Genomic DNA, 26,426 nt, shown 5'->3' with positions numbered 1-26,426 from the left:
ACCCTACCCCGAGGCCGCAACCCAAAGGCGGAACTATGCTACAGATTGATCTGTGGAAGCGGATTGTCATTGTCCTGACCTGTTTGGCAGGGCTTTGGCTGGCGCTTCCCAATGCCTTTTACGCTCCTGTCGAAAAGCACAATGACGCGGTTGCGGCCATCGACGTGCAGGGCAGTACGCCTGAGTTGGAAGCGCAGCGCGCGCTTTGGCCAGAGTGGATGCCCTCGGGGCTGGTGAACCTTGGCCTTGACCTGCGCGGCGGTGCGCATCTGCTGGCCGAGGTACAACTGGCCGATGTCTATGCCTCGCGCATGGAAGCCCAATGGCCCGAGGTTCGTGACGCTCTGCGCAGCCTGACCCCGGTCCGCCGTGAAGAAGCACCGGCGGGTGAATTGCGGGTCCGTTTGAACGATCCGTCGAAAATGGCCGAGGCGCTGCAAATTACCCGTGATCTGGCCCGCCCCGTCACCACGGTGACCGGGGCAGGCGGCAGCGACATCGACGTGAGCGGCGCTGATGGCATCATCACCATCACCCTGTCGGATCCCGAAATGCAGGCCACCGATGAGCGCACCATGCAGCAGAGCCTCGAAATCGTGCGCCGCCGCATCGACGAAGTCGGCACCCGTGAGCCGACGATCCAGCGTCAGGGTTCAGACCGCATTCTGATTCAGGTGCCGGGCATTGGCTCCGCTGCTGAGTTGAAAGCCATCATCGGCACCACGGCGCAGCTGACCTTCAACCCGGTGGTCAACCGTGGCTCCAATGAAAACGACAACCCCGGCATTGGCAACGCGGTCCTGCCTGCGGCGGATGAAGAGGGCGTGTTCTACACGATCGAAACCGCCCCCGTCGTCACCGGCGAGCAATTGGTTGACGCGCAGCCAAGCTTTGACCAGAACGGTGCACCTGCTGTGTCCTTCCGTTTTGACACCACCGGCGCGCGCAAGTTTGGTAACTACACAGCTGAAAACATCGGCTCTCCCTTCGCCATCGTGCTGGATGACGAAGTCATCAGCGCCCCCACCATCCAAAGCCATATCCCCGGCGGCTCAGGCATCATCACCGGGCGTTTCTCGGTCGAGGAAAGCACCAACCTAGCCGTGTTGCTGCGCGCCGGGGCCCTGCCTGCGGGGCTGAGCTTTGTCGAAGAGCGCACCATCGGGCCGGAACTGGGCCAAGACAGCATCGACGCGGGCAAGATCGCCACGATGGTGGCCTTTACCGCTGTGCTGTTCTTCATGTGGGCGTCTTATGGCCTATTCGGGTTCTTCGCCAATATCGCGCTGATCATCAACGTTGGCCTGATCTTTGGCCTCTTGAGCCTGATCGGGGCCACGCTGACACTGCCGGGCATCGCCGGGATTGTGCTGACGGTCGGCATGGCGGTGGATGCCAACGTGCTGATTTTCGAGCGTATCCGCGAAGAACAACGCAACGCCAAAGGGGCTGCGCGGGCGATCTCGCTGGGCTATGAGCGCGCACTGAGCGCCATTCTGGATGCCAACATCACGACCTTCATCGTGGCGGTCATCCTCTTTGCCCTAGGCTCTGGCCCGGTGCGCGGCTTCGCCGTAACGCTGGGACTGGGCATCATGACATCGGTCTTCACCGCCTTCTTCGTCACCCGTCTGCTGGTGGTGATCTGGTTTGAACGCCGCCGTCCCAAGACAATCGAGGTTTGACATGCGACTAAAGCTGGTACCCGACAACACGAACTTCGATTTCTTTGGCTATGCCAAGATCACCTTTGGCGCTTCCGTTGTGGCGATGATCCTGTCGCTGATCGCTTGGGGCGTGATGGGGCTGAACTTTGGCATCGACTTCCGCGGCGGCACGACCCTGCGAACCGAAAGCTCTGAAGCCATCGACGTGGGCGCCTACCGCGATGCGCTGGCTCCGTTGGAGCTGGGCGACGTAACCATTTCCGAGGTCTTTGACCCCGGTTTTGGGGAAGACCGCCATGTAGCTATGATTCGCGTTCAGGCCCAAGAGGGCCAAGAAGCGGCGACCACGGACACCATCGAAACCATCGAGGCCGCGCTGAAAGGCGTGTCCCCCGACATCAAGTTCACCTCGGTGGAATCCGTTGGGCCCAAGGTCTCGGGCGAGCTGATCCAGACGGCTTTCCTTGCCGTGGGCGGGGCGCTTGCGGCGATCCTGATCTATATCTGGCTGCGCTTCGAATGGCAGTTCTCGGTGGGCGCGGTGGTGGCACTGTTCCACGACGTGGTGCTGACCATCGGGCTGTTCTCGATTTTGCAAATCCGTTTCGACCTGCCGGTGGTGGCGGCGATCCTGACGATCATTGGCTATTCGATCAACGATACGGTCGTGATCTTTGACCGTTTGCGGGAGAACCTGCGCAAATACAAAAAGCGCCCCCTGCGTGAGGTGATGAACCTCAGCGTGAACGAGACGCTGAGCCGGACACTGATGACCTCGGGCACCACGCTTCTGGCGCTGATCGCGCTGCTGATCTTGGGCGGTGATGTGATCCGGGCCTTTGTCTTTGCGATTACATGGGGCGTGATCGTCGGCACCTATTCCTCGGTCTATGTGGCCAAGAATGTGGTGCTCTACCTTGGCGTGAAACGCGACTGGTCCAAGCCTGACGCGGGCGCGGGCACGCAATTCGCCAATATTGATGCCTGACCTGCTGGCGCAGGCCATGGCCACCCCCGGGGTGGCTTGGCTTGCGCTGGCCGTGATCGTGGCAGGGCTGGTCCGCGGCTTTGCGGGCTTCGGCTCTGCCATGATCATCATGCCGGTGGCGGCTTCTGTGCTCTCTCCGGTCGAAGCGATCCTGTTCATGACCGCTGCCGAATTGATCGGCCCTCTGCCAAACCTCCCCGATACCCTGCGCGAAGGTGCCCCCCGCGAAGTGGGGCGGCTACTGCTGGGCGTGCTGATCGGGATGCCGCTGGGCCTGTGGGGGCTGTCGATGATGTCGCCCGAAGGGTTTGGTTGGATTGTCTCCGGCGTGGTGCTGGGGCTTCTGGTGCTGCTGTTTGCGGGCTGGCGCTACCACGGGCCGCTTGGCGCGCGGTTGGTCACCGCCACGGGCGCTTTGGGTGGCTTTATGACGGGCTTTGCCGGGATCGCTGGGCCGCCGGTGATCCTGCTTTATATGGCCAGCCGCAAACCCGCTGCCGTGATACGGGCGAATTTCCTGCTTTACCTGCTGGGGATCGACCTGCTGCTGTTCGTGATGCTGGCGGCGACAGGGCAGGTGGTATGGCCTGCACTGATCCTTGGCCTGCTGGCGGGGGTGCCGAATATCATCGCCAACATGATCGGGGCGCGGCTATTTGATCCGGGCCGAGAGCGGCTTTTTCGCGCGGTGGCCTATATCGTCATCGCTGCTTCGGCTATCCTTGGCCTGCCGCTGTGGAATATCTGAGCCTGAGAGGGACATGACATGCGATTGAACGAGATCACCTATACCGACGCCAAACCGATTGATGGCTATGGCCCCGGCTTTTTCCGTATTGGCGGAGAGGTCGTGCAAGGCCCGCAGGTGATCGGCCCCGAAGGCATCACGGGCTGGGGCGGTCTGGCTGATCCCGCGCCGGTGCTGGCGCTGGCGGGCAAGGTCGATGTGGTCTTCCTCGGCACCGGGGCGGACGTGGCGCATATTCCCGACGACCTGCGTGATACCTTGGAAGAGGCCGGGCTGGGGGTCGAGGTGATGTCTTCTCCCGCCGCTTGCCGCACCTACAATATCTTGCTGAGTGAGGGGCGGCGCATCGCGCTGGCCCTTTTGCCGGTCTAAGGGCGGAGCGGCGCGGCCAGTGAAAGTGAGCGATCTCTGCGTGGCACGTGGCGGGGTGCCGGTGCTGGCGGGTGTATCCTTCGCGCTGGCGGCGGGGGAAGCTTTGGTGCTGCGCGGCCCCAACGGGGCGGGCAAGACGACGCTGCTGCGCTGCATTGCGGGGCTGCAAGCGCCACTGGCGGGGCGGATCGAAGGGGCGGAGGACCGCATGGCCTATGCGGCCCATGCGGATGGGTTGAAATCCATGCTGACGGTGCGCGAGAACCTTAGCTTTTGGGCGCAAGTATTTGGAAATGTTGATATTGCTGAGGCGCTTGATGGCTATGCGCTGCGTCCCTTGGCCGATCGTTTGGCAGGGACGCTCTCTGCCGGGCAAAAGCGTCGCTTGGGACTGGCGCGGCTGTTGGTCACCGGGCGTCCGATCTGGGTGCTGGATGAACCGACGGTTTCGCTTGATGCGGATGCTGTGGCGCTGTTCGGTACGGTGCTGCGCGGACATCTGGCAGCGGGTGGTTCGGCCCTTATGGCCACGCATATTGATATGGGAGTTGAGGCGCAGGTGCTTGATATCAGCGCCTACCGCGCCGCGCCCGATGCTGATCTTGGTGCCAGCGATGCGGCGTTCTTATGAAGGCGCTGCTGCTGCGTGATTTGCGCTTGGCGCTGCGGGCGGGTGGGGGCTTTGGCCTTGGGCTGGCGTTTTTCCTGATCGTGACGATGTTGGTCCCTTTCAGCGTCGGGCCAGAGGGCGCGCTGCTCAAGGCGATTGCTCCCGGTGTGCTTTGGCTTGGTGCGTTGTTGGCCTGCCTACTGTCGCTTGACCGGCTGTTGGCGCTGGACCTAGAGGATGGTTCTCTTGAGTTGCTACTGACCGCGCCGCTGCCGTTGGAAGGCGCACTTGCGATCAAGGCGTTGGCGCATTGGCTGACAACGGGCCTGCCGTTGGTGTTGGCGGCCCCGTTGCTTGGCGTGATGCTGCAACTCGCCGCGCCGGGGCACCTGTGGCTGCTGGCGTCCTTGGCGCTTGGCACCCCGGCGCTGTCGGTCATCGGGATCTTCGGTGCGGCGCTGACGGTGGGAATCAAACGCGGTGGCCTGCTGCTGTCGCTGCTGGTGCTACCGCTTTATATCCCGACGCTGATTTTCGGGGCTGAGGTCGCGCGGCGCGGGGCGGCGGGGCTGGATGCCACGACGCCGCTCTTGATGCTTGCAGGGCTGACGCTGGCCGTGGTGGCTTTGATGCCATTTGCCGCAGCGGCGGTGCTTCGGATGGGGTTGCGATGACTCAAGAAATCGTGCCCCAAGTATTTGTGCATTGAGCACCACCCACCCGCGCGATAGGTAAACTGCATGTCCCTTTGGCAATACGCAAATCCGGTAAAATTCCTTGCGCTCTCAACGCGTGTGCAGCCTGTGCTTTGGGCGCTGGCGGCTGTTTTTGTAAGCGTCGGCCTGCTGTGGGGGTTCTTCGGCACGCCCGATGACGCGCGCCAAGGCAGCACGGTCAAAATCATCTATCTGCATGTGCCTGCCGCCCTGATGGCGATTAACGCATGGTTCATGATGCTTGTCGCCTCGTTGATCTGGCTAATTCGTCGACACCACGTCAGCGCGTTGGCGGCAAAGGCCGCTGCCCCCGTGGGGCTGGTCATGACGCTGATCGCACTGGTGACCGGAGCCATCTGGGGCCAGCCGATGTGGGGCACGTGGTGGGCATGGGATCCGCGGCTGACATCGTTTCTGATCCTGTTCCTATTCTATCTTGGCTATATCGCGCTGTGGCAGGCCGTCGAAGACCCCGATACCGCCGCTGATCTGACCTCGGTGCTCTGCCTCGTCGGCTCGGTCTTTGCGGTGCTGTCGCGCTATGCGGTGCAGTTCTGGAACCAAGGGCTGCATCAGGGAACGTCAATCCCCGTGGCCACGGGCAACCGCAGCGTGGCCGATGTGTTTTTCTATCCTTTGGTGCTGGCGATGATCGGCTTTGGCCTGCTGTTTCTGGCGCTGGTGGTTTACCGCACGGGCACCGAAATCCGCCTGCGCCGTACGGCGGCGCTGCGGGCGCGGATGAACAGGGGGGCGTGATGCCGGAACTTGGAAAATATGCAGCCGAGGTGCTCTCGGCCTATGGGATGTCGCTGCTGCTGTTGGCCGCATTGGTGGGGCTGACCCTGCTGCGGGGCCGGGCGGCACGCCGCGCTTTGGAAGAGGTCGAAGCGGAGGCCGGACGTCGTGGCTAAACTCTCTCCCATGATGATCGCCCCGCCGCTGATTTTCGCGGCCTTCGTGGCACTGGCGGCGGTGGGCATGTACCGCGACGACCCCGAGGGGCTGCCCTCTACGCTGGTTGGCAAACAAGCACCCGCCATGCCCGAGGCCGCGCTGCCTGGCTATCCGCAGGCCACCGACGACATGCTGCGTGGGGGGGAGGTGAGGCTTGTGAACTTTTGGGCAAGCTGGTGCCCGCCCTGCCGTGCTGAGCATCCCAAGCTGCTGGAAATGCAGGCCGAGGGGATGAACATCATTGGTGTGAATTTCAAAGATACCGAGAAGAACGCCAGCGCCTATCTGGAGGACGAAAAAAGCCCCTTTGCCGGGGTTGGTTTCGACCCCCAGGGGCGTGTCGCGATTGATTGGGGTGTGACCGCCCCGCCAGAGACGTTCATCGTCGGCGGGGACGGGACGGTGCTATTTCGCTTTGCCGGGCCGCTGGTCGGTAGCGATTACGAGCAGCGGTTTCTCCCGGCATTGCAAGACGCGCTTAGCCGCTGATTTTGCCAGCAAATTCAACCAGACGTTTGGCTTGGAAGGCGATGGATTTCTTGCCGGTTTCATCCAGCGGGCCGGGTTCGCAGGAATAACCGTAGGGGTTCCCGCCGTCTTCGAATTTCACCCCATCGGCATAGCCCGGCGGTACGATGATCGCGCCCCAGTGCATGGCGGTGACATAGATCGACTGGATCGTGGTTTCTTGGCCCCCATGGGGGTTCTGCGCAGAAGTGGTCGCGGTAACAGCTTTGTTCGCCAATGCGCCGGACTGCCACTGCGGGCCCAATGTGTCGATGAAAGCGCGGAACTGGCTGGCGGCGACGCCAAAGCGCGTCGGCGCAGAGATGAAATACCCATCGGCCCATTCCATGTCTTCCGGAGCCGCTTCGGGGATGTCCTTCATCTTCTCCAATTGTTCACGCCACGCATCCTGTCCATCGACAACGGCCTGTGGGGCGGTTTCCGCGCAGCGGCGTAGACGCACCTCTGCGCCCGCTTCTTCGGCGGCGCGGGCAGCCTCTTGGGCGATGGCGTGGTTGGTGCCGTAGGTGGAATAAAAGAGAACGGTGATTTTCGGGCTCATTATGCGTCCTTCCGCTTGGGGTGGTTCAGGATCAACGAACCGGATTGGTTTGTGTTCCTCAGCGTAGGATCAAGCGTGCGGCGCATAGAAAAAGGGAGAGGCCCTTCACAGGCCGCTCCCCCAATCTTAACCGCAATGCGGTGTCTGGCGCTTAGGCGGATTTCGCCAAGTTGCGCAGCACATAATGCAGCACGCCACCGTGTTCGATATATTCGATCTCAATCGCGGTATCGATGCGGCACTTCAGCGTGATCTCTTTGGTGCTGCCATCGGCCATTGTGATCGTGCAGGGCACTTCCTGCAGCGGCTTGATCGTGTCCAACCCGCTGATCGACACGGTTTCCTCGCCGGTCAGGCCCAGCGATTTGCGGGTGTCGCCGCCGGTGAACTCAAACGGGATGACGCCCATGCCAACGAGGTTGGAGCGGTGGATACGCTCAAAGCTCTCGGCGATCACGGCCTTCACACCCAAAAGCGCTGTGCCCTTGGCGGCCCAGTCACGCGAGGAACCTGCGCCATACTGCTCACCACCAAAGATGACCAACGGTGTGCCGCTTTCCTGATGCGCCATGGCGGCATCAAAGATCGAGGTCTGCGCGCCATCGGGGCCTTTGGTGTAACCGCCTTCAACACCGTCGAGCATCTCGTTCTTGATGCGGATGTTGGCGAATGTGCCGCGCATCATGACTTCGTGGTTACCGCGACGCGAACCGTAAGAGTTGAACTCCCGCACCGGCACCTGACGCTCTGTCAGATACTGACCCGCAGGGGTGGTCTCCTTAAAAGAACCGGCAGGAGAAATGTGGTCAGTCGTGATCATGTCACCCAGCACCGCCAGCACTTTCGCGCCGTCGATATTGGAGATCACGCCCGGCTCTGGCGACATGCCTTGGAAATAGGGCGGGTTTTGCACGTAGGTCGAGGTCGGTGGCCAATCGTAGGTCTTGCTGTCGGTGGTTTCGACCGACTGCCACTTTTCGTCGCCTTTGAAGACATCGGCATATTTCTCTTGGAACGCTTCGCGCGTCACGGTCTGTTCGACCAGTTCAGCGACTTCCTGCGTCGAGGGCCAGATGTCTTTCAGGTAAACATCATTGCCATCTTTGTCCTGACCCAGCGGGCTGTTTGTCAGGTCGTGGTTCATGTCACCCACCAGCGCATAGGCCACCACGAGGGGCGGGGAGGCGAGGTAGTTGGCACGCACGTCAGGGCTGATCCGGCCTTCGAAGTTACGGTTGCCCGAAAGCACCGAGGTGCCGATCAGATCGTAATCGTTAATCGCTTTGCTGATCGGCGCTTCGAGCGGGCCGGAGTTGCCGATGCAGGTGGTGCAGCCATAGCCCACGAGGTTGAAGCCAATCGCGTCGAGGTCTTCTTGCAGGCCAGCGGCCTCAAGGTAATGCGACACGACCTGCGAACCCGGCGCCAGCGATGTCTTGACCCAAGGCTTGCGGGTCAGGCCCAGTTCACGCGCTTTGCGTGCCACAAGGCCCGCGCCGATCATGACGTAGGGGTTCGATGTGTTGGTGCAGGACGTGATCGAGGCGATCACGATGGAGCCGTCATGCAGCTGGTAGTTGCCATCGTCGGTGGCGACATAGCCGCGGTTGTGGTGGCCTTCGTCACCGGGGATGTCGCGCGGCTCGGGCTGGCCGCCTTCGCCTTCCCAACGGATTTCCGAGTTGGCCGAAGTGTCTTTGCCTTCGCGGATGCCTTTGACGTATTCGGCGAATGCGGTGTGCGCACTGTCGAGGGCAATGTAATCCTGCGGGCGTTTCGGGCCCGAGATCGCAGGCACGATGGTGCCCATGTCGAGCGTGAGCGTGTCGGTGTAGACCGGCGCATAGTTCGCATCGCGCCACATGCCGTTCTCTTGGGCATAGGCTTTGACCAGCGCCACACGATCCTTGTCGCGGCCTGTGTTGGTCAGGTAACGCAGTGTTTCGTCGTCGATCGGGAAGAAGCCGCAGGTGGCACCGTATTCAGGCGCCATGTTGGCGATGGTTGCCCGGTCGGCCAGCGGCAGGTGATCCAGACCTTCGCCGTAGAATTCGACGAATTTGCTGACCACGCCTTTTTCGCGCAGCATTTCAACGACTTTCAGCACGAGGTCGGTGCCGGTGGTGCCTTCCATCATGCGGCCTGTCAGCTCAAAGCCGATGACTTCGGGGATCAGCATGGAGATCGGCTGGCCCAGCATCGCGGCTTCGGCCTCGATACCGCCAACGCCCCAGCCCAGAACGGCAGCGCCGTTGACCATGGTGGTGTGGCTGTCGGTGCCGACGAGCGTATCGGGGTAGGCGACTTCCTCGCCGTTTTGGTCCTTGTCGGTCCAAACGGTCTGGCTGAGATACTCAAGGTTCACCTGGTGGCAGATGCCGGTGCCGGGGGGCACAACGCGGAAGTTGTTAAACGCCTTTTGGCCCCACTTGAGGAAGGTATAACGCTCGATGTTGCGCTCATACTCGCGGTCCACGTTCATCTGGAACGCGCGCGGGTTGCCAAACTCGTCGATCATGACGGAGTGGTCGATGACCAGGTCAACGGGGTTCAGCGGGTTAATCTTGTCAGCGTCACCACCAAGGGCCACAAGGCCATCGCGCATTGCGGCAAGGTCAACGACCGCCGGAACGCCGGTGAAGTCCTGCATCAGCACGCGGGCCGGACGGTAGGCGATTTCACGGGGGTTTTTGCCGCCCTTGGTCGCCCATTCGGCAAACGCCTTGATGTCGTCCACGGTGACGGTTTTGCCGTCCTCGAAACGCAACATGTTTTCCAGAACGACTTTCAGCGCCGCTGGCAATTTCGAGAAATCGCCCAAGCCCGCAGCCTCGGCGGCAGGAATGGAATAATAGGCGATGTTCTGGCTGCCAACGGAGAGTGTCTTGCGTGTCTTGGCACTGTCGTGACCGACTTGGATTGTCATGGCGGGCTCCCTTCGGGGTCTGATGGGTGGCTAGATTGTCGTCTCAATGCCACTAGAGGCGCGGCGGTTCAACTGTTATCAAGCGGGTTCGGACGATTTTGTATACCATTGTGTACCGAATTTGAAGGGGGAGGCCCATTGGTGATGTGATGAGGGCGCTAACGGGCGTTTCAACAAAGGTTGATTAGCGTTTTACGATGCCGAAGGATAAACGTTGGCCATCACCTCGAATTTTTTATCCGTCTGGAATTTTATGAAGCCGCTGATTTATCCCGTTCTCGCCGCGCTGTCGCTGCTGGCCGCTCCTTTGCAGGCTCAGCAGGATCAGCCTGTGGTCGTTGAACTCTTTACCTCTCAGGGCTGTTCATCCTGTCCTGCTGCCGATGCAATGCTGGCCGAACTTGCGGGGCGCGACGATATCATCGCGCTGGCGCTGCATGTGGATTATTGGGATTACATTGGCTGGAAAGACCCGTTTGGCGACGCGTCTCATGCCGAGCGTCAGCGCGGCTATGCCGCCGTGGGGCGGCGGCGCAGCGTTTTCACGCCTGAACTGATCGTGCAGGGGCAGACCGATATCGTCGGTGCCAAGCCGATGAAATTGATGGATGCGGTTGAAAAACATGCCGAGGTTGCGCCCAGCATCGCGTTGAACATTAAGCATTCTGGCGATGCTGTGCAGATCAAGGCAGAGCCCTTGGCCCAGCCCTCTGGCCAGATGCAAGTTCACATGCTGCGCTATTCGCCGATGGAGCGGACCAAGGTCACCCGCGGCGAGAATGCAGGCCATGTCATGGAACACAGCAATGTCGTTCAAGGTTGGCAGGTGTTGGCCAAATGGGACGGCTCGACACCGCTCTCACTGACAGCAAAAGCCGAGGGCGACCTACCCGTTGTGGTAATCATCCAGCAGCAAGAACCGGGCGGTCCGGGGGCGATTCTAGCGGCAGCACGCAGCAAATAGGGCCGCAGCGCGGATCGGTTTTTGCGTTACTTTTCGTGAGGGCGCCAGCGGCGGTGAACCCAAAACCACTGTTCGGGCGTTTTGGTGATCTGCGCGGTCAGACTGTCGTTCAGCGCCTGCGTCATTGTCACTGCATCGCTATGCGGCACAGGCGCTTCAAGCACCACGTCGAAACTGACCGCGTCGTTTTGGCGAATGCCGTAGAAGGGGATCAACAGCGCGTCATAGCGCAACGCCAGCTCCGCAGCAGAAACCGCGGTGCGGGCGGGTTTGCCGATGAAATCTAGGATCGGCGCGCGGATGACATGCTGGTCAAACAGCAGCACCAGCCGACCGCCCTGTTTCAGATGCCGCACAAAACCTGCCGTGCCGCGCCGCCCTTGCGGGAACACAGGCCCGCCGAAGGCTTCGAGCGTTTTGACGTAATGGGCGTTAAAATAGGGGTTCTTCATCTCACGATAAAGCCCGCCGATGTCATAGCCCCGCGCCACGAGGGACGCCCGCGCCGCTTCGTAATTGCCGTAATGCCCGGTCACGAGGATCACCGGTTGGCCTGTACGGTTGGCCTCTTCCAGCGCTGCCATGCCGGGGCCGCGCGGTTCGGCCTTGGCCATGCGTTTGGGAAAATCATCGGCCGAGTAGTTCTCGATGAAAGACCGACCGAGGTTGTTGAGGCAGCGCGTCGCGATTTCCTTGCGACGGGCAAGGGGCATCTCAGGCCAGACATGCTCAAGATTGTCGAGCGCGCGACGACGGTAGCCCGCAAGCGGCGCCAAGACATGCTGCACCAAGCTGCCGACAAAGCTGAGCCGCGCCTTGTAAGGCAGGGCCAAAGCGGTGCGAATAATTCCCACGATCAGCAGATTGCTTAGGTAGTGCCGCGCGCGGCGACCAAAGGAATAGGGGCGCTTTTTCTTTTGTTTGGGTTGGTCCGACATGTGCTCTGACAGGCTGTTAAACTTTTCCTGACATAGCCTGCGCAGCCTCGCGCAACAAGCCATGCCGGGGGCATAGGCCGGGGTCAGCCGGTGGGACCCGCGCAACAAGCCACAGGTATCGGCCAGCAAAGGCCGGATCAGACAGCGTGAAATAGGCCCAAAAGGCCAGAGCCTTAGGCGGTCGCGTCGGGCATACAGGTGCCACTGCTGATGTCGAGTTTCATCCCCTCGGCGCAGGTCATGACCTGTTTGTCATGGACGCAGCCCGATGCAAGGGCGAGGGAGGGGGCCGTGAGCGCCATGAGGGCGCCGAGTGTCAGTGCGAGTTTCATGTCGTTTGCTCCTTTGACAGGCGCAGACAGGATACACCCGTCTGCGCCAATCTCAAAGCATTACGATGAACGCATCACGCGCCGAAGACGCGCTTAAAGATCGTGTCGACATGTTTGGTGTGATAGCCCATGTCGAATTTCTCGTTGATGCCATCTTCGCCCAAGGCCGCGACAACTTCGGCATCGGCCAGCAGCAAGTCGCGGAAATCAAGGCGTTCTTCCCAGACTTTCAGCGCGTTGCGCTGCACCATGGAATAGGCGTCTTCGCGGCTCACGCCCGCTTGGGTCAGCGCCAGAAGCACCCGCTGGCTCATCACCAGGCCGGGGAATTTATTCATATTCTCCAGCATGTTCTCGGGGAAGATCAGCATTTTGTCGACGACGCCTGCCAGACGGTGCAGGGCGAAATCAAGTGTGACAGTCGCGTCAGGCCCGATGCCACGCTCAACGGAAGAGTGCGAGATATCGCGTTCGTGCCAGAGCGCCACGTTCTCCATCGCCGGAACCACGGCCATGCGCACCAGACGGGCAAGCCCGGTGAGGTTTTCGGTTAGCACCGGATTTTTCTTATGCGGCATGGCCGAGGAGCCTTTTTGCCCCATGGAGAAGAATTCCGCGCCTTCCAGCACTTCGGTGCGCTGCATATGGCGAATTTCAATCGCCACGTTTTCGATGCTGCTGGCAATGACGCCGAGCGTGGCAAAGAACATCGCATGACGGTCGCGCGGGATGACTTGGGTCGAGATCGGCTCAGGGTTGAGGCCCAGTTTCTCACAGACATGCTCTTCGACGCGCGGGTCGATATTGGCGAAGGTGCCGACTGCGCCCGAGATTGCGCCGGTGGCAATCTCTTCACGTGCTGCCACAAGGCGGGCGCGGTTGCGGTCCATCTCGGCATAGAAGCGGGCGAAGGTCAGGCCCATGGTCGTGGGCTCGGCGTGGATGCCGTGGCTGCGGCCCACGCGTACGGTGTCTTTATGCTCAAGCGCGCGTTTCTTCAACGCGGCGAGGAGTTTGTCCATGCCGACCAGCAGCAGATCAGCGGCGCGGGTCAGTTGTACGTTGAAACAGGTATCAAGCACGTCTGAGGAGGTCATGCCCTGATGCACAAAACGCGCTTCGTCGCTGCCGACATGTTCGGCCAGATGCGTGAGGAAGGCGATAACGTCATGTTTGGTGACGGCCTCAATCTCGTCGATGCGGGCCACGTCGAATTCAACGTCTTTGGCTTTCCACACGGCGTCGGCATTCTCGCGCGGGATGGTGCCCAGATCGGCCATCGCGTCGCAGGCATGGGCCTCGATCTCGAACCAGATGCGGAATTTCGTTTCCGGCGACCAAACGGCAACCATATCGGGACGGGAGTAGCGGGGGATCATGCGCGCACCTTTTTAGGACAGGGGATGGGTCAGGGGCGGCATAGACTGACTTGGGGTTAAGGACAAGTCTGGGGTGGTGAGGGTGACGAGGGCCATCGCCTGCCCGCGGGTCGGCGATCATACGTAAGCCGGTGCCGCTTTATGGCTCAACCATGATGTGCGCTCGCGAGGTTACGCCCAGCCTCACCAAAACGCCTACCCGGTCGCACCAAAGGTGCGCCCGCCCGATTTTGACACGCCTTTGGCGTGACGGGCGGGCAGACGATGGCCCGGCGCCTGCGGCTTGATTCCGGGCCGGGATGGTAAACATGTTGTAGCTAAAGCAGTTCGGTCACTACCTTCGAACTCCGCTCCAACGTCCGATGCACTGGGCATTTATCCGCGATCTCCAACAACCGCTGGCGCTGTTCCTCACTCAAATCCCCCTCTAACCGGATACGCCGCCGCCACGTGTCGATCTTCTCCGCAGCACCGGTGCCCGCATCCTGCGCATGAACCTTGTCGTGGCAAACATCGACGCTGACACCCGTCAGCGGCCAGCCCTTGCGCCGGGCATACATGCGGATCGTCATCGAAGTGCAAGCGCCCAAGCCTGCGGACAAAAACCCATAGGGCGACATGCCGCGATTGGTGCCGCCATAGGCCAGCGGTTCATCCGCCAGCGCGTGGTGGTGCGCGCCTGCGTTCACGTCTTGCAAGAATCCATCGGCGTCGGCTTCGGTCACGCGCACGATCCCCTCCGGCGCACCGGGGGGCGGGGCGGGGGATTTCAGTGTCATATAGCGATCCGCCCATGTGGCGATGATCTCTGCCGCATATTCGGCATCGCCCGCGCGGGTGATGAGGTGATCGGCATCGTCTAAGGTGACAAAGCTTTTGGGATGTTTCGCGGCCAGAAAAATCTGGCCCGCGTTGTCGATGCTCACAATCTCATCGCGCGGGGCGTGGAGCACCAGCAGCGCGGCTTTCAGCTTGGCGATATCGGGGGCGAGGGAGGCGCCCTGCACAACGTCGATAAAGCCCTGACTGATGGTGAACGGCCGCCCGCCAAGGTTGACCTCAGCGCTGCCCCTGGCAGAAATCTCAGGCAGGCTCTCGGCGAAATTATGGGTGACATGGGCCGGATCGAAGGGCGCGCCGAGCGTGGCGACCGCTTTGACATGCGCCAGTTGCGCTGCCGCTTTCAGCACCGCCGCCCCGCCCAGCGAATGACCAATCAGCAGTGCAGGGGCCATGTCACGGCTGGAAAGATAGCTACAAGCGGCGATCAGATCATCAACATTCGACGAAAACGATGTGTTCTCAAACTCGCCGCCCGAATGGCCCAACCCGGTGAAATCAAAGCGCAGCACGGCAATGCCCATCGCCGCCAGACGCCCGGCGATGCGCCGCGCGGCGGGGATGTCTTTGCCGCAGGTAAAACAATGCGCAAAAAGCGCGGTTGCCAGATGCGGCCCGTCGGGCATGTCCAGCCGTGCGGCCAGTTCCGTGCCACCCGGGCCGGGGAATGTGATGCGTTCGGTGGCCATAGGGCGCTCCTGATTGGGTTGCGTCAAAGGTGACGTTTTCTACCGTCGGATCAAGGGCTGCGGCCATCCGCTCACCCAAGCGTGACGCGAAAGCATTGCGCGTGATCGCATTTGCTCCGGCTTGTTGCTTTGTATACCACTCGTTTAAAACACCTGTCGGAGAACAACCTTGGCCCAGCCCCCCAAACCAAATCTGCACCCTGCCACCATCGCGGCCCAAGCCGCCGGGGCCATTGATCCTGCGTCGGGCGGGGTCGTGCCGCCCGTGCAATTCGCCACCACCTATCTGCGCGATGAGAATTACGCGCTGGTAAACCCCGATAACGTCTATCTGCGTTCGCATAACGAAAATACCCGCGTGGCGGAGCGTATCCTGAATGCGCTCGAAGGGGCCGAAGAGACGTTGATCTTCCCCTCGGGCATGGCAGCAATCGCAGCGGTCTTTCGCACCGTGCCGAATGGCGCGCGTGTGGTGGTGCAGAGCCAGATTTACTGGGGCACGACGAAATGGATCCGTGATTTCTGCAACCGGCGTCAGATTTCGCTGCATGAGGTCGACGCCTCTGATCTGGATGCCTTTAACACGCTCTGCCGTGCCGAAAAGCCTGACCTTTGTCTGATCGAGACCCCCTCAAACCCCTGGCTGCGCATCACCGATATCGCGGGCGCCGCCGCCGCCGCGCATGAGGTGGGCGCGACACTGGTCGTCGACAGCACGGCGGCGTCGCCCGTGCTGAGCCATCCGCTGGAGCATGGCGCGGATATTGTCATGCATTCGGCAACCAAAGGGATCAACGGCCATTCCGACGTTTTGGCCGGGTCTTTGGCCACCAATGACGTGGGCGCACCGCGCTGGCAGATGATCCGCGATGACCGGAATGAGGCAGGTGCCGTGATCGGCCCGATGGAGGCGTGGTTGCTGGCGCGCGGCATGCGCACCTTGCCGCTCAGAATGCGCGAAATGTCCCGCAATGCCATGAACTTGGCCGAGTTTCTGGCGGATCATCCGCAGGTGGAACAGGTGATGTACCCCGGTCTGCCAGACCATCCCGGCCACGCCCTTGCTGCGCAGCAGATGAGCGGAGGCTATGGCGGGTTGTTGTCCTTTGTCGTCAAGGGCGGGGCGGAGGCGGCTCTGAAAGCCGCAGGGCGGTTGCAGCTTTTCCACCGGGCGACTTCGCTTGGCGGCGTGGAAAGTCTTGTTGAGCATCGCCACACCATCGAGCCCCACACCGGGATCCCCGAAGGACTGTTGCGACTGTCGGTCGGGATTGAGGATGTCGGTGACCTTCGCGCCGATCTGGGCCAAGCGCTCGGTCAATGAACGGGTGGGCTGGCAGCCGTCCTTTGAGGGTCAAATTCGCACAGGGCGGCCCTGTTCCCACGGGGCGGCCTGTGCCACTCTGACGCGAAACCTTGACCAATATGCCAGCGGAATGACGGAGCCAACACCATGCGCCTGATGCTGATCTGCCTGAGCCTGATGGCGCTATCTGCCTGCGAAGGGCGGCAATCGGTGCTGAACCCGGCCGGGCGCGATGCGCAGGACGTGCTGTCGTTGATCTGGCTAATGTTCGGCGGCGCGGTTGTACTTTGGCTGCTGCTGGCGGCGATTTTTGTTTATGTCACAAGGGTCGAGCCGCGCGAAATGCCGCGCCGCTGGGGTGAGGCGCTGATCGTCGGCGGCGGGGTGATCTTTCCGGTCATCCTGCTGGGGGCGCTTTTGACCTATAGCCTGCCGATGATGAAACCGCAGCGCGAGGCCGATCCGGGTCTCAAGGTCCATATCACGGCTGAACAATGGTGGTGGCGCGTGGATTATGAATTGCCCGATGGCAGCCGCGTAACCTCGGCCAATGAATTGCGGCTGCCTACGGGGCGGCGCACCGGCTTGGTGCTGAACGCGCATAAGGTGATTCATGCCTTCTGGGTGCCCGCCCTTGGCGGGAAGGTCGATATGATCCCGGGGCGCGAGACGTATCTGTCGTTCCTGCCCGAAGAGCCGGGCGTTTACCGTGGGCAATGCGCTGAATTCTGCGGTGCGTCACATGCGTTGATGGCGTTTGAAACGGTGGTGATGACGCCCGAAGACTTTGCCGAATGGTTGACGGCTGAGGCCGTGGCAGCCACCGCGCCCGCCAGCGGAGAGGCTGTTCGTGGGGCGCAGGTCTTTGCCCGCGAGGGCTGCGGCGCTTGCCATAGCGTGCGCGGCACGCAGGCGGTGGGGCAGGTGGGGCCGGATCTGACCCATGTCGGCAGCCGGAAAAGCATCGGTGCGGGCATTCTGAACGGCAGCGAAGAAGATTTTGCCCGGTTCATCGCCCATACCGAAAGCCTGAAACCCGAGGTCGCCATGCCAAGCTATGACCATCTTGCCCCCGAAGACTTGGACGCACTGGCCGCTTATCTGAAGGGGCTGACATGACAAAGACCGCATCGCTCCCTGTGGCCGAAGGCCCGTACCCACCAAGCGAAGAGGCGCTTTCCAAGCCGGTATCAGAAGCCGAGCAACAGCGCGGCGCGGCAGAGGTGCGCGCGGCGTGGAAGACGCCGCAAGGTTGGCGCTATGTCACCGCCGTCAATAACTCTGAAGTGGGCAAATGGTATGCGCTGACGGCGCTGGCCTTTATGCTGATTGCAGGGGTGCTGGCGCTATTGATGCGGGTGCAGCTGGCCTTTCCAGACATGACATTTTTGGACGCGGACCGGTTCAACCAGTTCTTCACCATGCACGGCTCGGCGATGATGTTTCTCTTTGCCGTGCCGATGTTTGAGGCAATCTCGATCCTGCTGCTGCCCGCCTTCCTCGGCGCTCGGGACATGCCGTTTCCCCGGCTATCTGCTTACGGGTATTGGTGCTTTCTGATCGGTGGCTGCTTTGTGCTGGGCTCGCTTCTGTTCGATTCCGGACCCAAGGCAGGCTGGTTCATGTACCCGCCGCTGGCCACCAAAGAAGAGGGGATCGGCCCCGATGTCTGGCTTTTGGGGCTGAGCTTCATCGAGGTCGCCTCCATCGCGGCGGCCGTTGAGTTGATCGTCGGCGCGCTGAAATGCCGTCCGCCGGGGATGCGGGTCAACATCATGCCGCTCTATGCGTGGTATGTGTTGGTTGTGGGGGGCATGATCCTGTTCGCCTTCCCGCCGCTTATCGCCGGGGATTTCCTCTTCGAGTTGGAGCGGTCTTTTGACTGGCCGTTCTTTGACCCCACGCGCGGGGGCGATCCGATCTTATGGCAGCATCTGTTTTGGATCTTCGGGCATCCGGAGGTCTATATCGTCTTCCTACCCTCCATCGCCATCGCCGCGATGATCGTGCCCACCGTCGCGCAGCGGCCCATCGTGGGCTATTCGTGGATCGTGTTGAGCGCCGTTGGCACAGGGTTCCTCAGCTTCGGGCTCTGGGTGCACCACATGTTCACCACCGGGTTGCCGCAGATTTCACTAGGATTCTTTTCAGCGGCGTCTGAGGCGGTCGTGATACCCACGGGCATCCAAATCTTCGCCTTTGTCGCCACGCTGATGGTGGGGCGGGTGAAGCTGACGTTGCCGATGCTCTGGATCGCGGGGGCCTTGGCGATCTTCGTCGCGGGCGGTCTAACGGGGGTCATGCTGGCCATCGTGCCGTTCAACTGGCAGGTGCATGATACCTACTTCATCGTGGCGCATCTGCATTACACGCTTTTCGGCGGCATGGTTTTCCCGGTGATCGCGGGGGTCTATTATTTCTATCCCTTCATGGCCAAAAAATTGCTGAGCGAACGCTTGGGTCTCTGGGCCTTCTGGCTGATCTTCTCGGGCTTCAACATCACCTTTCTGCCGATGCACCTGACCGGGTTGATGGGCATGCCGCGCCGGGTGTTTACGTACCCCGAAAGTTCCGGCTGGGGCTGGCTGAACCTGATCTCGACATTGGGGGCTTTCATCATTGCGGCGGGCTTTGCCGTGTTCCTCTATGATCTGCTGCGCCCGAAAAAGGCCCAAGGTCAGATCCCGCGAAACCCTTGGGGTGCGGGCACGCTTGAGTTCTCCCATGAGGTGCCAGAGGAGGCGTGGGGCGTGCGCTCTGTCCCACATATCACCTCGCGCTATCCGCTGTGGGATCAACCGCAACTGGTCGAACGGATGGACGCAGGCCGTTATTATCTGCCCGACGCGCCAGAGCACCAGCGCGAGACCATCGTGACCAGCGTGATCGACGCCAAGCCTGTGCATGTGCAGCGTGTCACGGGGCCTGCATGGATCACCATCCTCGCCGCGATTTTCACCGGCGGGGCGTTCATCTTTCCCACCTTTCACATCTACACACCTGCCATCATCTGCGGGGCCTTTGCCATCGTCTGCATCATGTATTGGCTCTGGACCACCACCGCACGTCCTCCGAAGGAAGAGATGCGCGATGCGGGGCTGGGCCTGCGCCTGCCGACATATGCCTCAGGGCCGGATTCCGTCGGTTGGTGGGCCATGTGGATCACCATGTTGGGTGATGCCACGGCCTTTGCCAGTGTGGTTTTCGGGTTCTTTTTCTACTGGACCGCCCGGTCTGATTTCCCGCCCGACGGGGCGATGCATCCTCTGGGCCATTGGGTCGCTGTGGCTGCGCTGACGGGCGTGACGGCTTGGGCGCTGACGCTCGCTGCGAGAGAGGCGAATATACGCGGAAGGCTGGGACTGGCCCGCGCCGCGCTGGTCTTGGCACCATTGGCTGCGGCTGTGGCATGCGTCGCCGCTTGGGTCGCCGTGCGTGATTTGGACCCGACCTCCCATGTTTACCCCGCGATCCTTTGGGCGCTGATGGTCTGGTTGGTGGTGCATCTAAGCGTGGGTGTGTTGATGCAGGGCTATTGCTTGGCCGCGAGCGTCTTTGGCAAGCTGACCCCGCGCTATGATGCCGATCTGCGCAATGTCACGCTCTATTGGCATTTCATGGCCGTAAAAGTGATGGTGACCGCCGCGATCTTGGGCCTCGCACCGGGGTGGCTGTCATGAGCGATATTCGCGACGAACAAGACGCCCATGAGTTTCGCGCCGAGGCGCTGAGCCTATGGAGGATCACCTTCAGCCCATTGATCTGGGCGGTGCATTTCACGGTTTCTTATGGGGCGGCAGCCGTCGTCTGTGCCAAGGGCGGGGCCGACGTGGTAACGCTGCTACGTGTGGGCATCGGGATCGGCACGTTGATTGCGCTGGCGCTGATCCTCTGGCTGGCATGGGGCGCATGGCGGCAATGGGATATGCCCCGCGACCGCGAGTGGGAGAATGACGCAGGAACAAGCGAAGACCGGCATCAATTCCTTGGGCACGCGGCGTTTTTGCTGGCGGTAATCTCTTTCATCGGAGTGGTCTATGTATCGCTGCCCGTGCTGCTCATCGGCAGCTGCGGATGAGGGTAGGGCTGGGATATGCCGGGCTGGCGCTGTTGGCTGTGCTCTGGATTTTGCCTCTGGGGCAATGGTTTGGCGCCGACTTTCCGCATCACATGCTGCGGCATATGGGACTGGTGGCTGTGGTGGCGCCGCTGCTGGTGCTGGGTTTTCCAGAGGTCAAAGCGATTTTCGCCCTGTCGCCGCTTTTGGGCGCGGTGGTTGAGTTCGTCGTGGTCTGGGGCTGGCATTTGCCCGCATTGCACGGCTGGGCCGATGGCGGCTGGCCGGGGCTGGTCTTTGAACAGCTAAGTTTTGCGCTGGCCGGTTTGCTGGTCTGGGCCGGCTGTCTGCGTGGGGAGCCGCTGGCCGGAGCAGGCGGGCTGCTGCTGACCTCCATGCATATGACGCTGCTGGGGGCGTTGATTATCCTTGCCCCCCGCGACCTTTATGCTGTGATCTGTGGCCGTGCGCCGGATCTCGACGCGCAGCAGTTGGGCGGGCTATTGATGCTGGGGATCGGCACGCCGATTTATCTGGTCGCAGGATTGGCGCTGGTCGCTAAGGCGCTGGAAGACAAAAGGGAAATGGCATGAAACGGGTGATCCAGACCCTCGCCGCAGTGGCAGCAACTGGCGCCGTGGTGGCAGTTTCTGTCGTGGCGATCGGGCTTTACAATGTCTCGGCCCGCGAGGGGCATATGTGGGGGGTGACGTGGTTGATGCACACGACCTTTAAACAGTCGGTCAAACTGCGCGCACCGGGGCCAGAAGAGGTGCCAGATGACATAGGCTCGCCAGATCGGGTGAAGCTCGGCGCGTTGCATTTCAGGAACGCCTGCGCCTTTTGCCACGCGCTGCCGGGGCAACGGCAAGGCGCCACGGCACAGGCGATGGAGCCGACCCCGCCGCATGTCAGCAGCATCACCGGTTGGACACCGGGAGAGATGTTTTGGATCGTCAATGAGGGCGTAAAAATGACCGGCATGCCGCATTGGCCTGCCAAAGATCGCGACGATGAGGTTTGGTCGGTCGTGGCCTATCTGAACGCACTGCCCGACGCGGCGGGGCAGGTAGCGCTGGCAGGCGAAGGTCGCGGGCAGGCGAGCTGTGCACAATGCCATGGCGAAGGTGGCGAGAGTGGTAACAGCCATATCCCGCGCCTTGATCTGCTTACCCCCGGCCAGATCGCCGAGGCGCTGCGCCAGTATCGCAGTGGCCAGCGACAAAGTGGCATTATGCAAGAGGCGGCGATGGCGCTCAGCGATAGTCAGATCGCGGCACTGGCGCAGAAATTCGGCACGTCCAAAGGCCCGCAACGGCAGGCTGACCCCGCGCCTGAGACCAACACCCCCGGTGCGCAGTTGGCAACCCGCGGGAACAGCGATGTGCCCGCCTGCACCGCTTGCCATGGGCCGGGGCGGATGGCCAACGCACCGATCGCGCCGCTTCTCATCGGGCAAAGCCGGGCGTACCTTGCGGGCCAGCTTAGGCTTTGGCGCGATGGCCATCGGGACGGTGGGGAACGGACGCATCTGATGCGCAAGGCTGCGCAGGATTTGAGTGATGCGGATATCACAGCCTTGGCGGACTACTTCGCGGGGCTCTCGGCTGAGTAGCTCTTAGCCCTCCGACCATGCCTGCAACTTTTCAATCACCCCATCTGTCAGCGATTGTAGATCGCCCTGCACCGCCAGCGCCGGGCAGGGGTGGTCCAGCCGCGCCGCCATATCACCCATGTGGAACCCATTGGCGCTGTCGAGTTTCTCCAACTCCTTCCAAGTCACTGGCACAGCCACCGGCGCACCGGGGCGGGCGCGGAGAGAATAGGGCGCGATCGCGGTTGAGCCGCGTTCGTTGCGAAGCCAATCAATGAAGATACGGCCCTTGCGTTTCGCCTTGGACATGCTCGCGGTGTAACGTTCTGGCTGCTGGGTGGACATCACATGCGCGAACGTTTTCGAGAACAGTTTCACCGTGTCCCAGCCCCGTGTGCGGCGCAAGGCCAGCCAGACATGCACCCCCTTGCCACCCGTGACGATGGCACCCGAATTAAGGCCAAGTATGCTCAGCGCATCGCGTACCTCGAAAGCCGCAGCGCGCACATCGTCCCAGTCCAAACCCTCATCTGGATCAAGGTCAAAGACCAGCCGGTCTGGGCGGTCCAACCGATCCACCCGCGCGCCCCAAATATGATACTCAAGGCTGCCCATTTGCGCCGCCGCGATCAGACTTTCGGTCCGCGTGGCGTAAAGGTAATCGGCGGCATCGCCATCGCTTTGCTCGATACATACCCGCGACAGTGCATCGGGCATCCCGCCGCTGTCGTGCTTTTGAAAGAAACACTGGCCGTCGATCCCTGATGGGCAGCGAAACAGCGACAATGGGCGCTGACCCATCAATTCGATCATTTGCGCGCCAACCCGGTCGTAATGCCGCGCCACATCACCCTTGGTGCAACCGGCATCGGGAAAGACTTTGCGGTCGCCATTGCTGATTGGCACACCGCCGATTTTGCTGTCGCTGCCAGTGCTCATTTCCGGTTCCTCCTCCGGCTCTTCCAATGTGACCTCTGACGCCTTTTTGTCCCGGCGAAGCCCCAAAAAGCTGCCATGCCGGATCACGCCATCTGCGGTAAATTCGGTGAAATCGACTTCGGCCACCAGATCGGCGCAGACCCATTTGGCACCGCGGGCAACCTCGGGCGGGGTGTCTTTGGCGGGCGGGGTCTTGCACGCGGTCATGGCGCGGAAAATATCATCCATCACATCAGTGGAAAATCCGGTCCCGATACGGCCTTTATAGCGCAGTTCCCCGCCCTCATGACTGCCCAGCAACAAAGAGGCGAAGGCGCGGCCCTTTTTGTCGGACGGCGAATAGCCGATGATGATAAATTCCTGCCGCCGTGTGCATTTGATCTTTAGCCAGTTCCGGCTGCGTTTCCCAGAATAGGAGGCCTCGATGCGTTTGCTGATGATCCCCTCGGCCCCGGCCTTGCAAGCGCGATCAAAGACTTCGGGCCCGTGACCAACAACATGGTCGCTTAGGCGCAGTGAGCCGCCTGCTGCTACACCAGACAGCAGCTTTGCCAGCCGCGCACGGCGATCATCTTGGGCAGTAGCGCGAAAATCCTCACCATCAAGCGACAGCAGGTCGAAGGCGTAGAAGACCAGCGGATGCCCTTCTTTCAGTGCCCGTTGCAGCGAAGAGAAAGCCGACCCTTTGATCTTGGCGGCCATCACCTCTCCGTCCAGCAGCGCACGGTCACAGGGCAGCGTGTCAAACGCACCTGCCAAACCTGAGAACTTATCCGTCCAATCGTTACCCGACCGCGTATAAAGCCGCGCGCCGCTTTTGCCGATTGACACAAGACAGCGGTAGCCATCAAACTTGGTTTCATGGATCCAATCTCCGCCTTCGGGCGCGTCGCTGACCAGCGTGGCAAGCTGCGGTTTCACGAATGCGGGGTTTTTGCCCTTACGTTTGGGGCGCGGATCAGAGACTTCTTTGGCGGGTGCATCTTTGGCGATCTCGGTCATTGTCCGGCCTGAGGTGATCGACCGCGCAGTGCCTTTTGTCAGGCCGTCGGGCACATCATCTGCATAGTCATCGCGTTCTTTGATCAGCAGCCAATTCTCGCGCTTTTCGCCGCTGTGCATACGTACAAGGGTCCAGCCGCCCTGCATCTGCTGTCCCTGAAGCGTGAATTTCAGCTTGCCGTCTTTTAACCCTTTGGCAACATCGCTCTGCGGCATCCACGTGCCGCGATCCCACAGCATAACCGTGCCACCGCCGTATTGCCCTTTGGGAATGGTCCCTTCAAACCCGCCGTACTCCAGCGGGTGATCTTCGGTCCTCACGGCAAGCCGTTTTTCAGAGGGCGCCGACGAGGGGCCTTTGGTGACAGCCCAACTAAGCAAGACCCCCTCCCATTCAAGACGAAAGTCGTAATGCAGCCGAGTGGCATCGTGTTTTTGAACCACAAAGCTTTGCCCTGCGCCCTTGCCGATTTGACCACGCGGCTCAGAAGTCGCTTTGAAATCGCGTTTGTCGTTATAGCTGGCGAGCTTGTCAGGTGATTTGCCCATTACGATGCCTTTTTACGCGGCGCCTTCTTCTTAGCGCCAGACTTATTGCCGCCAGCCTCCTTAAGGCTTTCTTTCAGCGCGCTCATCAGGTCGATAACATTCTCGCCCTCGGCAGCGCTGTCATCCCCGGTCTGCACGCGCGGTGTCTTTTTGTTTTTCACCTTTGCATCGAGAAGCTTCTGCATCGCCTCGGCATATTTGTCGGTATAGGCGGAGGCATCAAATGGCGCGGTTTTTGTGTCGATCAGAGAGGTCGCAACATCGAGCAGATCCTTGTCGGTGTCGTCATCTTCGACATCGGTGAAAATCTGATCCGCCTCGCGCAGTTCATCTGCGTAATGCAGCGTCTCCATCAGCAGCCCATCGCCGCAGGGTTTGACGCAGGCGAGGTATTCTTTGCCGCGCATCGTGACCTGACCCAGCCCAACCTTGCCTGCTTGGCGCAATGCATCCCGCACCACGCGGTAGGCATCTTGGGCCAGATCATCCGACGCGGTGATGTAATAGGGTTTGTCGAAGTAGAGCGGAGAGATTTCGCAGGCGTCGACGAATTGCACCAGCTCAAAAGTCTTCTTTGTTTCAAGCTTGATCTGATCCACTTCGTCTGGGTCGAGCAGAATGTATTCATCGTTGCTGACCTCATACCCTTTTACGATGTCCTCTGCCTTGATCGGGCCTATGCCGGGCACTGATTTTTCATAGCGGATACGCTTGCCCGAAGGTTTGTGGATTTGCCGGAACGACACCTTTGAACTGGTTTTGGTCGCCGAAAATATTTCAACGGGGATCGACACCAGCGAGAGGCGAAGCTGACCTTTCCAAAGTGCGCGTGGTGCCATGGTGTTTTCTCCTATTTGCCCTTCGCGCGGCCCAGCCGGTCTGCTTTCACCGCGTCGCGTTGACCCATCGGCTCATCCGGTCCGGTGGTGCTGTCTTTGCGGGTCTGCGCTTCCATCTCTGAGTTAAACTCAGCCCCCAACAGCACAATGAAAGCCGAAATCCAAAGCCACATCAGCAAGATGATCGCCCCGGCCATACTGCCAAAGCTTTCGTTGTAGCTGCCGAAATTGCTGACATAGATGGAGAAACCGACCGATGCCACAATCCAAAGGATGCAAGCAATGATGGAACCGGGGGTGAGCCATTTCCATTCGGCGTTATCGCGCGCCGGACCATAGCGGTAAAGCACGGCCAGAGCGACAACAGTCAACACCGCCAAAAGTACCCAACTGCCGTAGGTCAGCAGCGTTTCAATCCATTCTGGCAGAGCGAGGAACCCCACAACCGCAGGCACGGCCAGAGTTGCACCAAGGCCGAGCAATAGCACGCCAATAAGCATAAGGGTGAGGCCCAAAGTCCAGATCAATTTTGCGACGAACCCGCGGGTTTCGTTCTCGTCATACGCGACGTTCAGCCCTTCCATCAGGCTGCCCACACCTTTGGAAGCAGAGTATAGGGCGAGGCCCAAGCCAATTAGGAAGGCCCAGCCAAGGCCGGTCTTTTCAGAACCGGTGACGGCGACGGCTTGATCGAGAATGATGTTGGCCGCTTCTTCGGGAATGAGGTTGATGAGCGCTTCGAGTTGGGTGGTCACCTCGGCAGGTTCCATCACCAAACCAGCGAGCGCCATGAGGGCGGTGACAGCAGGGAAAATCGCAAGTAACGCGTAGAATGCGACGCCAGCAGCAACCAGTGACACGTGGTCTGCCGCGATTTCGTCCTTGACCCGAAATAGGATGTCTTTCCACCCGGGGGCTGGGATTTCCATTGGCGTTTCCGCTCCA

At 60.9% G+C, this 26,426-nt stretch carries 25 protein-coding genes; 16 read left to right on the top strand and 9 right to left on the bottom strand.

Annotated elements, in window-relative coordinates:
* The first annotated feature begins 35 nt into the window (after positions 1–35).
* The 9 genes from secD to DSM110093_RS10000 all read left to right on the top strand — a co-directional run bounded on the left by secD (position 36) and on the right by DSM110093_RS10000 (position 6,547).
* On the top strand, positions 36–1,685 hold the full coding sequence (gene secD, locus DSM110093_RS10040) for a protein translocase subunit SecD (RefSeq protein ID WP_243264909.1): 1,650 nt from the start codon (positions 36–38) through the stop codon (positions 1,683–1,685).
* Position 1,686: 1 nt separating this feature from the next.
* A complete protein-coding gene (gene secF / locus DSM110093_RS10035) occupies positions 1,687–2,655 on the top strand; it encodes a protein translocase subunit SecF (RefSeq protein ID WP_243264908.1) in 969 nt (322 codons plus the stop codon).
* Complete coding sequence (locus DSM110093_RS10030) at positions 2,648–3,403, top strand: sulfite exporter TauE/SafE family protein (protein ID WP_243264907.1); 756 nt, start codon at positions 2,648–2,650, stop codon at positions 3,401–3,403. The genes secF and DSM110093_RS10030 overlap by 8 nt, the downstream gene beginning before the upstream one ends.
* A gap of 18 nt (positions 3,404–3,421) precedes the next feature.
* Entirely contained in the window at positions 3,422–3,775 is a 354-nt protein-coding gene (locus tag DSM110093_RS10025; protein ID WP_243264906.1) for an Mth938-like domain-containing protein, read from the top strand.
* A gap of 19 nt (positions 3,776–3,794) precedes the next feature.
* Complete coding sequence (gene ccmA, locus DSM110093_RS10020; RefSeq protein ID WP_243264905.1) at positions 3,795–4,406, top strand: heme ABC exporter ATP-binding protein CcmA; 612 nt, start codon at positions 3,795–3,797, stop codon at positions 4,404–4,406.
* A complete protein-coding gene (gene ccmB, locus DSM110093_RS10015) occupies positions 4,403–5,059 on the top strand; it encodes a heme exporter protein CcmB (RefSeq protein WP_243264904.1) in 657 nt (218 codons plus the stop codon). Before ccmA ends, ccmB begins: the two co-directional genes overlap by 4 nt.
* Before the next feature lie 66 nt (positions 5,060–5,125).
* Complete coding sequence (locus DSM110093_RS10010; protein ID WP_243264903.1) at positions 5,126–5,860, top strand: heme ABC transporter permease; 735 nt, start codon at positions 5,126–5,128, stop codon at positions 5,858–5,860.
* On the top strand, positions 5,860–6,015 hold the full coding sequence (gene ccmD / locus DSM110093_RS10005) for a heme exporter protein CcmD (protein WP_243264902.1): 156 nt from the start codon (positions 5,860–5,862) through the stop codon (positions 6,013–6,015). The genes DSM110093_RS10010 and ccmD overlap by 1 nt, the downstream gene beginning before the upstream one ends.
* A gap of 13 nt (positions 6,016–6,028) precedes the next feature.
* Entirely contained in the window at positions 6,029–6,547 is a 519-nt protein-coding gene (locus DSM110093_RS10000) for a DsbE family thiol:disulfide interchange protein (protein ID WP_243267709.1), read from the top strand.
* Here DSM110093_RS10000 and DSM110093_RS09995 read toward each other — a convergent pair.
* Both DSM110093_RS09995 and acnA read right to left on the bottom strand, forming a co-directional pair.
* Entirely contained in the window at positions 6,537–7,127 is a 591-nt protein-coding gene (locus tag DSM110093_RS09995) for an NAD(P)H-dependent oxidoreductase (protein ID WP_243264901.1), read from the bottom strand. The two genes, DSM110093_RS10000 and DSM110093_RS09995, sit on opposite strands and share 11 nt — an antisense overlap.
* Before the next feature lie 151 nt (positions 7,128–7,278).
* Positions 7,279–10,053, bottom strand: a complete 2,775-nt coding sequence (acnA, locus tag DSM110093_RS09990; protein ID WP_243264900.1) for an aconitate hydratase AcnA — start codon at positions 10,051–10,053, stop codon at positions 7,279–7,281.
* Positions 10,054–10,306: 253 nt separating this feature from the next.
* Here acnA and DSM110093_RS09985 point away from each other — a divergent pair, with 253 nt between their 5' ends.
* Positions 10,307–11,017 carry a DUF1223 domain-containing protein gene (locus DSM110093_RS09985; protein ID WP_243264899.1) on the top strand — a complete coding sequence of 237 codons (711 nt, stop codon included), beginning with the start codon at positions 10,307–10,309 and terminating at the stop codon, positions 11,015–11,017.
* Between the two features lie 26 nt (positions 11,018–11,043).
* Here the strand turns inward: DSM110093_RS09985 and DSM110093_RS09980 are convergent, their stop codons facing one another.
* The 4 genes from DSM110093_RS09980 to DSM110093_RS09965 all read right to left on the bottom strand — a co-directional run bounded on the left by DSM110093_RS09980 (position 11,044) and on the right by DSM110093_RS09965 (position 15,195).
* On the bottom strand, positions 11,044–11,955 hold the full coding sequence (locus DSM110093_RS09980; RefSeq protein WP_243264898.1) for a lysophospholipid acyltransferase family protein: 912 nt from the start codon (positions 11,953–11,955) through the stop codon (positions 11,044–11,046).
* A 173-nt stretch (positions 11,956–12,128) separates the two neighbouring features.
* Complete coding sequence (locus DSM110093_RS09975) at positions 12,129–12,287, bottom strand: hypothetical protein (protein WP_243264897.1); 159 nt, start codon at positions 12,285–12,287, stop codon at positions 12,129–12,131.
* A gap of 74 nt (positions 12,288–12,361) precedes the next feature.
* Positions 12,362–13,666 (bottom strand): adenylosuccinate lyase, encoded by a 1,305-nt coding sequence (purB, locus tag DSM110093_RS09970; protein WP_243264896.1) that lies wholly within the window; start codon positions 13,664–13,666, stop codon positions 12,362–12,364.
* 317 nt (positions 13,667–13,983) lie between these two features.
* Positions 13,984–15,195 (bottom strand): bifunctional alpha/beta hydrolase/OsmC family protein, encoded by a 1,212-nt coding sequence (locus tag DSM110093_RS09965; RefSeq protein WP_243264895.1) that lies wholly within the window; start codon positions 15,193–15,195, stop codon positions 13,984–13,986.
* Positions 15,196–15,364: 169 nt separating this feature from the next.
* Between DSM110093_RS09965 and DSM110093_RS09960 the strand changes: the two genes are divergently transcribed.
* The 6 genes from DSM110093_RS09960 to DSM110093_RS09935 all read left to right on the top strand — a co-directional run bounded on the left by DSM110093_RS09960 (position 15,365) and on the right by DSM110093_RS09935 (position 22,173).
* Complete coding sequence (locus DSM110093_RS09960; RefSeq protein WP_243264894.1) at positions 15,365–16,519, top strand: aminotransferase class I/II-fold pyridoxal phosphate-dependent enzyme; 1,155 nt, start codon at positions 15,365–15,367, stop codon at positions 16,517–16,519.
* A 129-nt stretch (positions 16,520–16,648) separates the two neighbouring features.
* Positions 16,649–17,620: a cytochrome c oxidase subunit II gene (coxB, locus tag DSM110093_RS09955; protein WP_243264893.1), complete on the top strand. Its 972-nt coding sequence runs from the start codon at positions 16,649–16,651 to the stop codon at positions 17,618–17,620.
* Positions 17,617–20,181 carry a cytochrome c oxidase subunit I gene (gene ctaD, locus DSM110093_RS09950; protein ID WP_243264892.1) on the top strand — a complete coding sequence of 855 codons (2,565 nt, stop codon included), beginning with the start codon at positions 17,617–17,619 and terminating at the stop codon, positions 20,179–20,181. Before coxB ends, ctaD begins: the two co-directional genes overlap by 4 nt.
* Positions 20,178–20,579, top strand: coding sequence for a hypothetical protein (locus tag DSM110093_RS09945; protein WP_243264891.1), 402 nt, complete (start codon positions 20,178–20,180; stop codon positions 20,577–20,579). Before ctaD ends, DSM110093_RS09945 begins: the two co-directional genes overlap by 4 nt.
* A complete protein-coding gene (locus tag DSM110093_RS09940) occupies positions 20,576–21,151 on the top strand; it encodes a cytochrome c oxidase assembly protein (RefSeq protein WP_243264890.1) in 576 nt (191 codons plus the stop codon). The genes DSM110093_RS09945 and DSM110093_RS09940 overlap by 4 nt, the downstream gene beginning before the upstream one ends.
* Positions 21,148–22,173, top strand: a complete 1,026-nt coding sequence (locus tag DSM110093_RS09935; RefSeq protein WP_243264889.1) for a c-type cytochrome — start codon at positions 21,148–21,150, stop codon at positions 22,171–22,173. Before DSM110093_RS09940 ends, DSM110093_RS09935 begins: the two co-directional genes overlap by 4 nt.
* A gap of 3 nt (positions 22,174–22,176) precedes the next feature.
* Here DSM110093_RS09935 and ligD read toward each other — a convergent pair whose 3' ends face one another.
* Genes ligD through DSM110093_RS09920 form a run of 3 tightly spaced genes read right to left on the bottom strand, consistent with a single transcriptional unit; the run spans position 22,177 to position 26,410 of the window.
* A complete protein-coding gene (ligD, locus tag DSM110093_RS09930) occupies positions 22,177–24,642 on the bottom strand; it encodes a DNA ligase D (RefSeq protein WP_243264888.1) in 2,466 nt (821 codons plus the stop codon).
* Entirely contained in the window at positions 24,642–25,481 is an 840-nt protein-coding gene (locus DSM110093_RS09925; protein ID WP_243264887.1) for a Ku protein, read from the bottom strand. The genes ligD and DSM110093_RS09925 overlap by 1 nt, the downstream gene beginning before the upstream one ends.
* An 11-nt stretch (positions 25,482–25,492) precedes the next feature.
* Entirely contained in the window at positions 25,493–26,410 is a 918-nt protein-coding gene (locus tag DSM110093_RS09920) for a YihY/virulence factor BrkB family protein (RefSeq protein WP_347568621.1), read from the bottom strand.
* Positions 26,411–26,426: the final 16 nt, after the last annotated feature.

This window comes from Sulfitobacter sp. DSM 110093 (assembly GCF_022788715.1).
Classification (GTDB): Bacteria; Pseudomonadota; Alphaproteobacteria; order Rhodobacterales; family Rhodobacteraceae; genus Sulfitobacter.
Note: the sequence above shows the minus strand (reverse complement) of the source record. Positions and strands in the feature narration are given on the sequence as shown.